Genomic DNA, 16291 nt, shown 5'->3' with positions numbered 1-16291 from the left:
CTTTTGTGTAGAGATGTTTGATAAAAAGAGGCGGTATGTTTTACCTGCGCTAGGTACTAAAGGACAAGTAACCATATTTATTATAGTGGGAATTTTGTTATTGTTTGGTTTTGGGGCTGTATGGTATTTTACAAGTTCAACTGGTCAAGCGGAATTAGAGGTAGAAGAGACTATTCTGGTTTCGAGTACGCCCCAAGCATTTGAGCCTATTTCTCTTTATACGGAGAGTTGTATGCGTCAAGTAGCGGAACGTGGTGTGCGTATTCTTGGTGAACAGGGAGGTTATATTTATCCTGATTTGGTAGGTGAATTTTCTTCAACGAATCCAACAGAGTTTGATGGGTTGTCGTTAGAATCCGTCAAAATTCCGTATTGGCATTATAATGCTGCGCCTAATGCTGATTCTAAAATTTCTCTTGCATCACTACGTCCTGCTCTTTTTGATGAGCAAGATGATCGAATGAGTGTTGAAGCACAGGTGCGGCGGTATGTTTCTGAACAGCTTGATGATTGCTTACAGGATTATGAACCGTTCGTGTCTCAAGGTTTTGAGATTGTAGATAAACAATCACCAATTCCTACGGTGATGGTTCGTGAGAATGATGTGGTTGTCAATGTTGAGATGCCACTGCGATTACGAAAAGGCGAGTCTGAAGGGGATTTTAAACAGTTTGTTGTTACGTTGCCGGTGCCATTGAAAAAGTATTATGATTTGGCGAATAATATTTCCATTACTGAACAACAGCATCCTTTTCTGGAGAATATTGCTCTCAATTTACTTCAAGTTTATTCTGGGTTAGATCAAAATAAAATTCCCCCAACATCTGCAACTGCTTTTGATGATGAAATGGTGATATGGCAAACATCTAAAGTAAAAGAACAATTCAAACAGATACTTTCTTCAAATGTGAATAATATCCGATTTTTAGACGCTGATAATTTTGAGAGGTATCAATATGAACCTTCAACGAGAAGTGGTTTATATCAACGCACTTCTGATGATATGATTCTTCCTCTTACTGGTGCGAAGGGTCTTGAAGTGCGGTTTGACTATTTTGATTGGGATATTTATCTTGATATTAATGAAGGGCAACAAATGGTGCAACCAGCAGGATATAAATTTTCAAACCCATTAGGATTAATTCCATTTAATCTTCAATTTAAAAATTATTATAATACTTATGATATTAGTTATCCTGTCTTAGTCACGATTCGTGATGAAGATGCATTTGAAGGGAGAGGATATAATTTTGCTTTTTCTTTAGAAGGAACAATTGTTAACAATCGACCGGCATACCTTAACCAAGTAGAAGCACCTTTAGTTTCTCGGAAAGCAAGTTTAGCGTGTAATCCCCAACAACGAAACACACAACTTCTTCGTTCAATAGTTGTTGATGCATCTACTGGTAATCCTCTTGATGCGGTTCAAATAGGGTTTCAAATACCCGATCAAGATTATTGTTACATGGGTTCAACTGATAGTGAAGGTGAGTTAGAAGTAAATTATCCCGCAGTATATGGTGGTATTGTCGACTTTACTCTTGAGGGCTATTTGACAAATTATTATCCTATAGATACTTATTCTTACAAGAAAAAAACGGGTGTTATTGGATATGCTGTTGGTCCTGAATCTGCACCAGTTGTGGAATTATATCCTTATAAAGAAATAAATATTTCTATTAAACAGAAACCACTTGTGAAGTGTATTGGTTCAAGATGCCCTTCTTTACAGCCTTTTGGATTTAGCGGTGATCCATTAATATCCTATAAACCTGATTTTGTTCGTTCGCGACACTCATGGGTATTTCCTGGTGCAACTAGAACTTTGACTGATGCGCAAACTGCAACCATAATTCTTACTAGGATCGGTGATTTGTATAATGAAGTATCACAAGATGATTTTACTACTGTTGCAAGTGTTACTGGATCTGAAGTGAGTGCTATTCGTCTTGTTCCTGGAGTGTATAAAGTAGATGGCGTAGTTACGACAAACCAAATGATAACTATTCCTGAAGAAGAACGCTGTGATGATGGGTTTACAGAAAAAATTTTCTGCGGAGATCTTGATGGATGCTGTTTTACGCTTGATTCAATGCAATTAAAAGAGTTTCAAATTGGTTCAATCCGATGGGATGAACAGAGTACTTATTTGACTATTACTCCAGATCAACTTTATGGGAGCAAACAGGTTAATTTTTATATCTCCACATATGATCTTGGTGGTGTAGAAGAAAGAGATAGGATAATGGAAGATTTAAATGTAATTAACGAGCTTAACAATGTTTCCATTATACTTCGTCGTGATTTAGAACCGGTGTTTAGATGATGAAAAAAGAGACTAAATCATTTCAAAAAAGAGGAATTGGACTGTTGATGATGTTTTTGATATTGACACTTCCTTTCTATTCAGCATCCGCAATGGCAGTCTCGGTTCAGGTAACGAAAAACACAGGGGATGATCAGATTCCTAATTTTATTGATGCAGAAGCAGATACCTGGAGTGTAGAGGCAACGATTCGAGATATTACGGCAGAGCAGGTTACAGCGGAAACGGTGCATATGAATATTGAAGGAAATCGTGAACCGTTTCAATCATGTGGTCAAAGTCCTGCAGGCATTGTATGTACTTATTCTAATCAATTACAAAATGGTATTGGGGAAGGATCTTATCCTTTTAATGTTGAGCTTGATTATACTAATGAGGAAGGTATTGCCGATACAGCTGAATCTGAAATTGTTTCTATTAAAGCTGATGGTACTGGTCCAGAGGTAAAAAATCTTCGGGTAGTGCAAAATCAAAACAGATTAGATATTTCTTTTGCAGTTGACGAACGTCCGCAAGGAAATGCGGTAGGTATTCATCAAATTCAAATTATTAATGCAGATACTTCAGAAATACTTGACGAAAAAACTCTTGATGAACCTGGTGACAGCACGTTTCGCTATCCTGCGGATGTTGTAGAAGGTCAAGCTCTTTTTACGCTTACGGGTGAAGGTCGGACTCGTTTGCGAGTTCGGGCTGTTGATTATTTAGGACATGAGACAATAAGTAATGCGGTTGCGGTGCAGTATGATTTTGCTGCTCCAACAATTCAATCATTTAATCTGACTAAGCTAGGCTCTTTTGTCGGAACACAACCAGTTTCTGATTCTAAACTTACCATTGATATTGTTGAAAAGAATGGTCCGGTGAATGCAAAAGTACGTTCTGAGCAGATTACTAATATCCCTGTAGGTGAACGGGAATGTGTTGAGGTACCTGAGCAGGAAGATCTGTGGCGATGTACTTGGGAGGGTGTTACTGTTGAACCTGTAAGTACTATCTCGATTACGGTTGATGCTACTGATGCACGCGGAAATCCTGCAACACAAACATTATCCCAATCGTTTACATTAGATAATACTCCGCCCGTAGTAGATTATTTTAACACAGTTAATACGTTTGAAGGCACAGGGTTTATTCAAACTGCGGATGATACTGTTTTATTACTTCGCGCTCATGACGAAGGAGCAGGGATCACAAAAGAAGGTATTCGCGCGTCATTCCAAGGTTTAGCAAATGGGGGTGGATCAGTTGCTCCTCAAGAATGCCTTACGTTAGATGATGGAAGTATTGAATGTCGATGGAATATTCGTGCTCAAGCAGGTGCTGATGATGTTACTGTTGGTTTAAGCACATTTCAAGATAATGTGGGTAATGAGGGTAGTGTCGTTCCTGTTCAACTCATTGTCGATGCGGATGCGCCAGTTATTGAGAGAGTGGCTTTTTTTGGTGTAAGTGAGGTCGGCACGAAGGATTATATCCAAAGTCGAGATGAATTAAAAATTGAATTAGATATTCTTGAGAGTGAGAGTTCGCCAGTTATTATTGTTGATATGAATAATGCCGTTAATGATGCTGCAACATTGTATCCTGCTACTGCGTATGCTGCTGAAGGGTTTGCAGTATTTAATGCAAACCAAGAAGCGTGTGTTCGTGACGAGTTGAAATGGAAATGTGAAATTGTTTCGCAACCTATTCGTAGCGGGTATGTTCGATCAGTTGAAGTCAGTGTTCAAGTTCTTGATACGGCTGCGAATAAAGCTGTCAAATGGCCTGAGACGGTGAAGAATGCGCGTATGGGTGGGTCTGGAATATTTTCATTTGAGCTATTGGGTCTTGAAGAAGATGAAACAGATCCTGATTTTTGGGCAGTACAAAGCGTTACTCCTCAAATTGCATTTGTTGATATTGATGCAGTTGCATTAACTGCTGTACGCATACCTTTTAAAATTACATTTAGTACTAAACAAGAAGCAGAAGTTGTTGGCTTAGAATTTCAGGAATGTCTGCCTAAAGAAGGAGAAGAAATACTCCCAACGGGAACTCACGTGCGACCAAGTGGTGCACAGGCACTTGCTGGTCGAGCTGGTGAGACTGATGATAGCGAACCTCTTGATGCAGAATCAGTTGTAACTAGCAGTAATTATCCTGAAATCTCACGTTCATTATTAGTTGGAAGTACCAGTTCTTCACCTACATTGTTGTTAGAGTTTAATCCATTTGATGCAAAAGAAGTATTAAAAGTTGAAGAACAAGATGAGTTTAAAACGCTGGATGTGGCGTATACTTGCACGTTTAAAATATTTTCTAAAGTTGGAAAAAATGCCATTGTCGCGCCAGAAACTCAACACGTAACGGTGCGTGTGCCATTTGGTTTTTCATCATTAGGAAGCATTGATGAAAACATTGATGATAGGGTCGATGAGATTAAAGATGAAGTTATCTACAAACTTACGGATAAATTGCGTATTTTTGCAGACATTCTAAAATATGTTCGCTTCTTTACAGGCATCATCAACATTTTGCGTAATGTGATGATTATGTTTGAGTTTGTTACATCTTCAAGTGATGCTATTGCGTATGCGTTTCCTGTATTTACAAAACCTATTGGAATAGGTACTTGCGAGGCAGCGCAAGCGGCCGGATTTCCTCTTAAAGAGACGTTAGCATATACAACACCTATTATTCAAATCTTAGATTGTGCTCCGCAACCAACACCTGGGAGTATATACAAAAATTGGCAATCGGGTGTTCTTAATGTGTATAATGCTTGGAAAGGGCAAGCGTTTATTGCTAGTGGTGTTGTTGGAGATGGAGATTTTTCGGGGAGAAATAACATTGTCGAGGCAAAGTCGTTGTATGATAATATTTGGGTTTCAAGTTTAGGGCTTTGTATTCCAGGTATTATAGAAAATCTGGAGAAATACCGTCAAACTCGTTGCATGGAAATACAATGTATAGAGGAAAGTGTTCCAGCGGGTGTTGCAACAATTGAGAGTTGTAAACAGATAGGTGATTTGCTTGCATGTAAATATGTTTGGGGTGAATTAGTGAGTACATTTATTCCCGGCACAGCATTTTTTGAGGCGATTAAGAATATAGTTACGTCATTTTTACGCAGTCCTATTAGTCTCGTGCGAACTGCTGCGACTCTTACTTGTTCTTACTTGTGTCCTACCTCGGGAACAGCAGTAACAGTTTGTAACTATACTGGATTTATTGTTACCTTATTTGATACGATTGATTCTATTATTGGGTTAGTTGATCGCTGGGAAGGAATAAGTTATGATGTTTGTTCAAAGTATGAAGATGATTATTTTTAGGTGACATAATGAAGAAAAACTACACTTCGAAACAGAAAGCAATGATTGTTGGCATCATTGCGATAGTTGTGTTAGTGTCAGCTTTATTTTTGATGAGATGGACAGGGGGCGGGAATGTGGCGGGAGAAGCGGCAGGAGGATCAAGGGAACGTGAAGTAGGAGATGATGGTGAACCAGTTCCTCCTTCTTCAACTCCTCTAAATATTGGAGAGTATGGTTATAATAAAGTTGAGGATACTTTTAAGATTAAAGGCGCATCGACTCTTGGTCATCAAGCACTTACGTTCACTCATGATAATGGGGTTGTGTTTTACTTAGATGAGTTTGGTAATCCTATTGGTTTTTCAAATGATCGTGGTAACACTAGATATCCTATCGATGAGCTTGAAGATGGTTTTTACAAGCAGAGAGTGGAAGAAATTAGGCATCAAAGTAGGGTGTCTAAGCTATCTGATAATGGAAGACGAGTAATTGGTGAATCGAGTAGGATCGGTTCTCTTTCTATGAATGATGATGCTTATGAAAATGAAAAAATTAAACTAAATACTCGTATTGAAGTGTTAGAAAAAACTTCAAATCCATCTTTGATTCAAAAGCAAGAACTCTTGCATCTTAGAATGTTACGAGATAATGCTGAAAAATTGCGTGAGTTACGTCAGCAGGGGTATAGTGCAGAGACAGTTACTCGTCAAGAGGATTTATTTTTAGCTGAATTAGTGGTGGCTGAAAAGAAAGCAGGAGTTGAATCTTTACAAGTAGCAACAGCACAGGCATCGAAAGCAGTTTCGGATCAGAGAGTTGCAATTCAAGAGTTAGAAAATAAAATTAAAGATCCTAAAACTAATGGTGCGGATAAAACTAAATTCGAGTCGGAACTATCTGATAAACAACGTGATTTACCTGGTTTAGTATCTGCTGAAGCAGCTGCGCTTGCACATCAAGTACAGGCTGTAAAAGAAGCAAAAGATGCAGAAAAACAGCAAGCTATTGCGCAAGAACTAGCTCAAGTAAAGCGGCGGGATTTATCTGGTCAAGAAGTCACGGCTAATCTTATTTCAGCATTAAGTTCCGGAGGATGGAATGCCATTTCTAATGCTCTAGGTTGGAATTGGAATGAGCAAGCTGATAAAGTAGATAAATGGTTTGCTGGAACTGTGTTAAGTGAGAGTTTTTGGGAGTCTGAAATTTGTTATGAAGCACCACAAGATCTCCAAACAGATGGTGCCGCTTTTATTGAAACAGCTTCTGGTACATTTCAACCTGTTGCATCGATTCAAGCGGAACGTGTGGGAGGATCTATTCCTTTGTTATGTGAAATAAATACTGATCCTGAAACAGTAGAAGATGAACCCTTTTATTGTCCAGGTCTTCCTTGTGAGGATAATAAAGCATGTCTTGTTTGTGGTGATGATCAATTTTGTCATAGAAGAGACGAGGTAGGGAAAATTAATGAAGCACCGGCTGTAGGCTATCTGCATAAAATAAGTTGGGGTGTGACCGCACCTTCGGATGAAGTACTTACTCCGTATCTTGATGAAAATGGTGTCGCTATTAAGTTCAAAATCACGGTGAATGGAAGATCATTATATGCTGATGAAATGGGAAATGATTTTATTGTTGAACTTAAGAATGGGGCTCATGATGGTGAATCGTTTGCGGTATATACTACTAAAGATTATAAAGGAACTGATAACATTTGTATTGAGTGGGTTAAAGCACCTCATACTAAAAGCACAAGTCTTGGTTTGAGTGGAACGGAACCTCTTCCTGATATTTGTAATAGTATTGTCGAGGCAACACAAGGTGAAGCAGGAAAAGAACGCGAAGGAAGTGATCCTACTGCGACAGTTTCGGGCGGGCATGCGAGAAGAGTAATGTTAGAATAAGGGGTAAAGATGAAATCTAATTTAACACACTTTGTTGATTCATTCCATTTTACGAAACAGTTTTTTGAAACGATTCTCTTTGAAGGATTTGGTATTGGTAGTATTGCTTTGGCATTCTATCTTTTTTTTGTATATACTCAAACGAAAGCAGAATTTCTCTTTGCTGGTAGAACTACTGAACAGCTTCAACAATATTTACTTAATGGTCCAACCGAACAAGTTGCTGCATTTGCTTCTGAACTTCAATCATTTATTGTTATTTTTACTGTTTGTCTGTTAATTTTGAGTATTCTAAGTTATTTATTATTTAGTTATACTCGAAAAAAAATTTGGCAGACACTTGCTCATGATGTGAAATGGAGTAAGTGGTGTGGTCTAAGCGCAGCCATGTTCTTTTTTGCTCTCGTGTACACGTTTGTAGTTGCGATTATTAGATCATTGGTTGCAGTTATATTCCGGTCCATGGGTGAGAATGCTGTTTCTCTAAGTGGTACCATTGTTTCGGTTATATTTATTATCCTCTTTTTACTCCTAGGTTTTACTGTAGCGTATGGACTGACTATAAAGAAGAAAGTATTTGAAGGAATTTCTTTTGGTCTATCTTTGCTAGTTAAGAATAAGACTCGGATGAGTGTTTTGTTTTGTTATGCCTTTTTAATGTTGGCTGTATTGAGTTTGTTTATGTATTTAGCACACAATTTGGTTTATCTCTCTCAAAATACTCTTTTATTCATCAATGGTTTTGTCTTTTTTATATACCTAACTTGGTTACGCTGGTATTTTTCGTGTACCCTCAAAGATTAGTTTTTTACTTTTTTCAGGTATATTTTTGTATTATTGTGTTGGACTAATTCTGTTTTAATTTTGATTTAATTTTAATGTCCAGTATTTCTCACTCACCAAAATATTTATATAGCGTATATGCTTTTTCGATTCCATGACTTTTACACCACGATTTACTTCCACACGATCTCTTCCTGATTTAGGTACTTTTGTTATTGCTGCTGTTGATGTAGCAAAATTTGCACGTAGTGCTGTAAGAGCTGCGCATACTGTTGTTACAAATCCAGATACCTACGCAGTGGCTGCTAGTTTAGGATATCAAGCAGTACGTGAACCAGTACGAGGAGTACGCAGTGCTTATCAATTAGTATGTGACCCCTCTGTTCTTACTCAAAGAACTTCATTCCAATATGATTCCACGTTAAGATTGGATAATGGCGGATCGCAGTGGTAGAATCTGTTTTCTTCCATATTCTCAAATCTCCCATAAACTATATAAATAGCCTCTCGTTTTCCCTTCTGTTACGCATTAAGTAGATGATGCAACTCTACTTGGTCATGATTTCGCTTCAAAAACATGGTCAAAAATGCTTCAAAATTATAGGAAACCAACTTAATCCTTTGGTGTTTGATGGTTGGTTTTCTTATTAGAAATCCAGTACTTAACGGAATGACTCCGCTGGATTTCTATACTATTGAATAGGTGATTAATTACAATGGCAAAACAAGTTGTTGAAACTATGGTTGAAGGCGGTAAAGCTACCGCAGCTCCACCGTTAGGTCCTGCTCTAGGTCCAACGGGAGTTAATATTGGTTTAGTTGTTACCGAAATTAACAAGAAAACCGCTGATCTTAAAGGAATGCAAGTTCCCGTTAAAGTTATTGTTGATACATCAACAAAAGAATTTAGTATCGAAATTGGGACTCCGCCCGCTGCTGCTCTTATTAAAAAAGAAGCAGGTATTGAGAAAGGAGCATCAAATCCAAAAACGGATCAAGTTGCCGATTTAGTTATTGAGCAGGTTATCAAAATTGCGCTTACTAAGCAGGATGCTTTACTTGGTAAAGATCTGACTATGAAAGTGCGTGAAATTATTGGCACATGTCAATCTATGGGTGTTCTTGTTGAGGGTATGTCTGCTCAACAAGCTCTTGTTGCAGTTAAAGAAGGTAAATTTGATGCTAAAATTAAAGCTCAAAAAACCGAAGTTAGCGCTGAAGAGAAAGCTCATCTTGCTGCTGAACGTACAAGACTTCAAGCAGATATTGAGAAACGTCGCACTGAGTTTGAAACGAAAGCGAAAGCTATTCTTAAAGATCTTGAAAAAGAACCTAAGAAAGCTCGTAAAGCGATGGCTGAAGCAGGTATTCCAATTTCAATCATTAATGAATTGGTACCTCCTGAGAAGAAAAAATAAACCGATAAGGTTTTTTTCTTTTGTTTCTTGTTTTTTCTCTTACTTTTTTCAGTTTTATTTTTCTATATCTTTTTTTGAGAGTTTATGTTATTGATGTTTATTTGAAATGGTGTTGGGTCTAAGACTCCGGACGTAGTCCGCAATTGATTTAGGTCAGAATGTCCCTTATGATGGTTCTGTTTCTCAAGCTGATCTTGTTCGATTCTTTCCATTTAGTGATTATTCATCCAAAGATCCTATTTTGTATGTTGATTATATTGCAGTGGGAAGCACGTTGCGTAAACGAGGTATTGCGAATGCTCTTTTGGATTATGTTATAGAACTTGAAAAACCGGAGTTAGTGGAATTATTTTCTCTTGATTCGGCTATTAAATTTTGGAAGAAATGGGGTTTTCATTTCCACGTTTGTATGTTTCAGAATTAATTGTGGGAGCTAAACTGGTTTAGTTATTTTCTTCCTAACGTCTTTTTAATTTTTCAATTTCGTCTAATTCTGCTTTTTTTACGTCAAGAATTGTTCCAGATAATCTATCCAGAAGGCTAGCGAGCCCTTTCATCTTGTTAAGTTGGGACATTAAGAGGGCGATAACGATAATTGCTTCAACAAATAGGATGAAAATAATGATACTAAATATTAAAAGTATTTCAATTAATGGGATATCAATTCCAAATACTAACATCGCTTTTTTACACCTCTTTTGTAGTTTGTAGTTTTTTATCGTTTTTAAACATTTGGTTTTTGAATAATTTTACTTTTCTGGCATAGATTCATTTGATTCGTTTTTGGTTTCTAGTTTAATCTAACTGAACTGGGAATATGTTTGTTATTAAAGGGGTTTGTTCTTGGTAAATTGTAGCAATAATCTCGTATTCTCCATTAATTCTATCCGGATCATATTCAAATTGTTGTCCAAAAACGAATCCTTCTTTTTTCTTAAGGATATATGGTCCATAAAATTCGCTTAGAATAATTTGGTCTTGCGTATTTGTTTCTATTAGATATTTTGCGAGATTAAACCCTGATGGTAGGTTGCTTTTTAGATCTAGGTGTTTCTTTTGAATAGTTACTTCAACATTATATCCATTTTGTGTCTTGGGATCAATTCTAGTAACTGCTGCTCCGGTGATGCCATTATTTTGTTTTTCGATTATTTTTTGAGAGAGGTCTGCGGGGAAAATAACTGCATAAAGATCAAAAACATTATTTTGTGTATCTACATCAATGGCACTTCCACTTACTGATTCGCGTGTGACAGAGACTTCTTTTTCAAGGACGGTTTCGTCAAAGGTAGTAAACTGAATTTTGAGTTGTTTTGGAATGCCAATTCCTTCTTTTACTTGAATTGCTTTTTCAACAGTTTCTCCGGGTTTTACAACAATTTGTTCAGGGTTGAGTAAGGTTGCTCGTAGCAGATCGCCCGAGATTGTGTTTTTAGCATAAGAAATGCCTGTAGCATCATGCAGGAACGAATCTTTTCCTCCAAGAGTTTTACGTGTAACAATCATAAATGGGTCATCAATGTCTTGTTCGATTTGTGGTGTAAGATGGATTTCTTTATCTCCTGTGTTTTTAATGGTGAATACTACTTGGGTTGTGTCGAGTGATGTTCTTTCTTGTACAACATTTACTTCTTGAAGTGAATCTCGTGCTTCTTGGGCGTTCGCAACAGTTGATTTTCCTGCAGAGCTACTTGTTCCAGAACTTGCTCCACTACTCGCCGATCCGCTCGCTGCACCACCTGCTCCTCCACCTCCTGCACTTGCGCCTGAACTTCCACTACCACCGCTTCCAGTGCTTCCTACTTGTACTTCTGTCACACATGTTTGGTATTTAGGATGATAATCAGTGATAGGGGCATTAATTTTGGTGCTGATTGTTCCATTGTAGGGGTAGACGTCTGCTGAACCTGTATCAACATATCCATCACCATCGGAGTCTGTTCCTTTATTACAATAATCATCATAGGTGTTTCCTTGGCTGAATGCGCCAAAAGTACGGTTGAATGCAATTTCGATCGAGCTGGCTGCAGGTGCACCAGATCCTTCAATACCCCAAATAACATGATTAATACTGCTATCAGAAAATGAGTTATGAACAAATGTAGATGCGTTTAATATATCTGCAAAGCTACCATCAAGGCGTAGCGCTTTTGTATTATCGTCAAACGTGATATTTGTAACATTGACTCCCGTACTTGAAGCAAGAACAAGCCCTGCTTTTTCATTGTCTTCTATTGTTCCTTTATGGAGTTGTAAATTATTTGTTCCAACTGCATACATTCGAGAATTAGTAAATGTGAAATTTTCAAATACTCCTCCGCTTGATGAAACTATTTCAACACAGGTACCATCTGTGTCTCCTGCTCCTGTATCTAATTTACAATTAGTAAATGTAAGATTGTTAAAAATGAAATTATCTGAACTTGTGGCATAAATGGCTCTGGCATAGTTTTGAAAATAACATCCTCCAGTAAGTTTTAGGTTATCTCTGCTGTCTATTGTGAGTGCTGTGTCTGCAGTGGTAGGGGCAAGGAAGGTTGTTCCTTGACAGGTTATGGTTAATGCTGCGACGCCCGTAGGTATGGACATATCTTTAACAGTATATGTCCCTGGGCAGAGAGTTTCATCACTGGTGATTGTCTTTCCTGTGTAGGGGCTTGCGCAGTTAAGTGAGAGTTCAAGATCGATTACTGTGTTATTTGTGTTAGTAACATTTATTGAGGTAAAGTTCTTACTTACATTGCCGTTAACAGAGAAACTGACATTAATAGAATGAGGCGTAATGTAATTTTTTCCGGATGAATTTTGAATGAATGAAGAGATTGGAAGCAGAGCAACTCCTCCTGCTCCAGTAAGCTGCGATGTGTCCATGGCAAAAGAATCATTGCGCAGCGCTGAAACATTTGCTCCTTGAATTACTGGGAGGGCCGTTGATCCATCAATAGTAACATTAATTGATGCTAACCATTGGTATGTAAGTATTGCTTGACTCGCAACGCTAAAATTGACTTGGTTGGTAGTGACATTAATAAGGTTGTTTGTGGCGACTAAATCGCTTGTTGCTATGACTTGTGCTTCACTATTGTTGTAAATATCAGTATGATATATTCCATTATCTGCCGATTCATTTAAGAAAATACCCTTGCTATTATTGAAAGCGAATGAGTTGCTGACATTGGATTGATTTGTTCTGGTTAAAAAGAATCCATTAGTGAAATTTTGAACTCGTATATTTACAAATTCCACGCCGGTTCTGTTTTCAACATTAAATCCGTTTCCTAATCCACTGCGTTGTCCTCGCAAAGTATATCCTTTTCCATCTATGGTGATGTTGTTTGATGTAATATTAAATCCATGCAATTGGCAATTGTAATCTGCACCGAATTCAAAGTTAGTAGTTATGTTTCCTCCGCATTCGACTAAGCGCAGAGTAAAGTTTTTTTGGGCATAGGTTTGATTGCGGAAATTAAATATGGAAATGTTTTGTGAATAGTTTCCTTTAATCACTTTGATTGTTTGTGGTGTGAGAACATAACTGATGTCATTTTGGTGATAGTATTCGGTGTAGCTTAGTCGTGAGAGACCAGCAGTATTAGTTTGGTTGTTGGAGTCGAGTGTTCCGTTGCTTAAGAAGATGCTTACATTTACATCTTGAAGGGGATTCGCATTTTGGTCTGTGACATTAACATCAATATACCACACTACATAATTGCGATGCAGCGCTCCGGTGTCGAGTTTGGTGTTGTTGATACTGCTGTTGATCAAATTCCACCATTCTCCATTGACACCATTGGACATGTTTAGGTCTAGCGTGCTGTTTACGATTAGCACATTTCTAAACGTGTTATTTTTGTTTGCTTGCACAAAGAAAATATTTCCGATTGATGCAACTCCTTGGTCATAAAGAGCTGATGCTGAATTATAAATGCGTTCGAATTCAAAAAGATGGTGAGATCGAGCTTGGTTTGCTTGAATTGAAATGGACTTCGTATTGTTATAATAAAAGTTTGAAGTAAAATAACTGTTTGTTGATGAGAGAACAACTGCTTGTTGATTAGAGGTAAAATTATTATCTCTTGCTGTTGTTGGGGCGCCGTTTAACGCGATGCCATTAAACAAAAAGGTATTATTGGTAACATTACCACTTCCACTATACCCCGTACTGCAATTTTGAAAGGTGTTATAAGAGATACTTGCTGATCCAGATAGGCATGTTTCTGAGCTGTTAAATGTACTATTTCCTACGACCACATTTTGTGGGCCGTTTTGTAAGTTTACTCCAATGGTATTTTGAAATGTTGAAGCATTGATAAATATGTCTCTGTATTCACTACCATCAACATAGATCCCATATGTTGTATTTTGGATACTGATATTACGAAGAGTTATGTTGTTAGCCCGAATTAAAATCGCTTGTGAAGAGAGGTAAATTTGTGAATAATTAATACTAATATTTTCTAGTATAGAATTTGCGCTTAGCTCTAATTTGATAGCATTTTCTGCTCTTGAAACGCGTATTGATGTAAGATTAGTTCCTGAACTATTGCTAACACTAATGCCCCAGGGGTCATAATCATTCATAAATGTGTTACTCAATGATTGATTAAAGTTAACAATCCCATCGTGGATGGTAAGATTAGTTACATTTGCTGCTAAAATCCCTATAAATGGGTCAGTAATGGTGAAGTTTCGAAGATAAATATTGCTTGAATTTAAGATAAAAGCGTTATAATATTCGCCGTTACTTACAAGATTAGTAATTTGGGCATTTGTACTATTTATGATGTAAATTACTCCCGGATTTGAACTTGCGCTTAGAACAATGTTGTTTTGTTGATAATAATAATAGATATTGCGATTATTAGCAATATTGTTTGTTTCAAAAGTGTGGTTATACTCATCTGATGATGCGGCTATTACATAGAAACTTCCAATAGAATTATTGATAAAAATATTTCTGCTAATGTTGTTTCCTACTGTTTGATTTAAGAGCAGACCATAACTATTATTGTATAACGTGCTATTTGTAAAATTATTATAATATCCGTAATATATTTCTGCTCCTATCGTGGTGTTGCTAATGTTGGCAAAATGGATTTGAGTGGAGTTGGTGTGGCTCAATTTAATTCCTACTTCTGCGTTCATAACCGAAATGTTTGAGAAATGGCTGTTAAAGATATGATCGGTATAAATTCCATATTTTAGTTTGCTGTAACTCGAGTTGATACTTACGTTGGCGATAGTTAAATTTTGCAGATACACTGCGTAGATAAATGCGGTGTTGTTAGATTGATTAATAACGGTGTGATTTTTGTTGAAAAGGTAGAGGAGGTTTTTTCCATCAACCGTGTTTGAATTATCGATCTCTTGTTGATACTCATGAACGCGGGTACTAACAAAATCAATATGAAATGGTGCTGTGTTATTGCTGAGATTATTATTGGTAAAGGTATTATTCCACATTAAACCATTTGCAACACAAGTTTGACATGGGCGTAAATATAATCCATATTGAGTATTGCGGTTAATGGTGTTATTTCGAATGAAGTTACCATAAGAGGCATATATTTTAACTCCAATAGTATTATTCTCTATGTAATTTGAATCAATTACGTTTTCTGTTATGTAGCCCTGTTGATAATATTCAAACTTAATTGCTTCATTAAGACTTTGTGTGATTTGGTTGTTGGTTATATTTAGTTTTGCAACGTCATAAAGAGCAAGTCCATAACTATTATTACCAATAACATTGTTTTGAATGGTAACTGATCCACTATTTGGCGCAGTTCCACCGAATAACCCTCTGAGATATATTCCATATCCTGAATTTGTTAAGCGAGAGTTAAGTATACTATGGTTTCCAGCATCATTTATACTATACACATTATATGCGTCATTATAATTAAATGTGGAATTAACAATGGTGATATTTTGTGCACCGTTAAGTGCAATCCCATAACTTGCATTTTTAGAAGTAATATTCAAAAAAGTAATGTTGGTTACGCCTGTTGATGGGATGTCAATATTAAAACTTGTACTAGATCCACTTCCACCATACGAATCGTTTCCGAGGAAATTACAATTCTGGACAGTGATATTGGTAGCATTATTGGTAATAACAATTCCATAATAAGTGGTTACTGTTGTAGGGTTGTCAAATGTGATAGTTCTACCTTTACAATCAAATGTTGTATGATTTTTCCAAAGTGTAAGGGCAGTGACATTACCTGAGCTTGCGCATAACAAATCACTCGTCATGTTTATTGAAGAAGTGATGTCATCTCCACAACTACATGGCCAACTGGCGCAGTTTGCTTGGACCCGTAGAGAATTCTCGCTTTGAGGTTCAGCTCGTATCTGTTGCGGTGGGGGGGTTGGTATTTGGGGTTCGAGAGTAGGATTAATACCAAATTCCGGAGCAACAATCGCTGCTCCGGTTAATGTGTCATTCTGAGTAAGAAAAAAAGTAATTGTAAACAGGGCAATTACAGCTAAAACTACATAAATTGCATCTAAACCTCTTTTCCTCTTCATGGAAGAGTAATTTGAGTTTTCTAA

Annotated in this window: 9 protein-coding genes; 7 read left to right on the top strand and 2 right to left on the bottom strand. The window is 37.1% G+C overall.

All coding sequences use genetic code 11. From position 1 onward, the window contains the following. The first annotated feature begins 13 nt into the window (after positions 1-13). The 7 genes from HYV86_02015 to HYV86_01985 all read left to right on the top strand — a co-directional run bounded on the left by HYV86_02015 (position 14) and on the right by HYV86_01985 (position 10157). A complete protein-coding gene (locus HYV86_02015; GenBank protein MBI2572611.1) occupies positions 14-2326 on the top strand; it encodes a hypothetical protein in 2313 nt (770 codons plus the stop codon). Continuing rightward, positions 2323-5646 carry a hypothetical protein gene (locus HYV86_02010; protein ID MBI2572610.1) on the top strand — a complete coding sequence of 1108 codons (3324 nt, stop codon included), beginning with the start codon at positions 2323-2325 and terminating at the stop codon, positions 5644-5646. The genes HYV86_02015 and HYV86_02010 overlap by 4 nt, the downstream gene beginning before the upstream one ends. Positions 5647-5654: 8 nt before the next feature. Continuing rightward, positions 5655-7532 carry a hypothetical protein gene (locus HYV86_02005; GenBank protein MBI2572609.1) on the top strand — a complete coding sequence of 626 codons (1878 nt, stop codon included), beginning with the start codon at positions 5655-5657 and terminating at the stop codon, positions 7530-7532. 9 nt (positions 7533-7541) lie between these two features. Next, positions 7542-8336, top strand: a complete 795-nt coding sequence (locus HYV86_02000) for a hypothetical protein (protein MBI2572608.1) — start codon at positions 7542-7544, stop codon at positions 8334-8336. Positions 8337-8469: 133 nt separating this feature from the next. Further along, the gene (locus tag HYV86_01995) at positions 8470-8769 is read left to right on the top strand and encodes a hypothetical protein (GenBank protein MBI2572607.1); all 300 of its coding nucleotides are present in this window, start codon (positions 8470-8472) and stop codon (positions 8767-8769) included. Positions 8770-9031: 262 nt separating this feature from the next. Next, the gene (locus tag HYV86_01990; GenBank protein MBI2572606.1) at positions 9032-9733 is read left to right on the top strand and encodes a 50S ribosomal protein L11; all 702 of its coding nucleotides are present in this window, start codon (positions 9032-9034) and stop codon (positions 9731-9733) included. 241 nt (positions 9734-9974) lie between these two features. After that, the gene (locus tag HYV86_01985; protein ID MBI2572605.1) at positions 9975-10157 is read left to right on the top strand and encodes a GNAT family N-acetyltransferase; all 183 of its coding nucleotides are present in this window, start codon (positions 9975-9977) and stop codon (positions 10155-10157) included. Positions 10158-10191: 34 nt separating this feature from the next. Here HYV86_01985 and HYV86_01980 read toward each other — a convergent pair whose 3' ends face one another. Next, positions 10192-10413, bottom strand: a complete 222-nt coding sequence (locus HYV86_01980) for a hypothetical protein (GenBank protein MBI2572604.1) — start codon at positions 10411-10413, stop codon at positions 10192-10194. Positions 10414-10528: 115 nt separating this feature from the next. Then, entirely contained in the window at positions 10529-16267 is a 5739-nt protein-coding gene (locus HYV86_01975) for a right-handed parallel beta-helix repeat-containing protein (GenBank protein ID MBI2572603.1), read from the bottom strand. Positions 16268-16291 lie beyond the last annotated feature (24 nt).

The sequence above is a fragment of the Candidatus Woesearchaeota archaeon genome, from assembly GCA_016188115.1.
In the GTDB taxonomy this organism is placed as follows: Archaea; Nanobdellota; Nanobdellia; order Woesearchaeales; family GW2011-AR9; genus JACPIK01.
The sequence above is the reverse complement of the archived record's forward strand: the minus strand, read 5'-3'. Positions and strand labels throughout refer to the sequence as shown.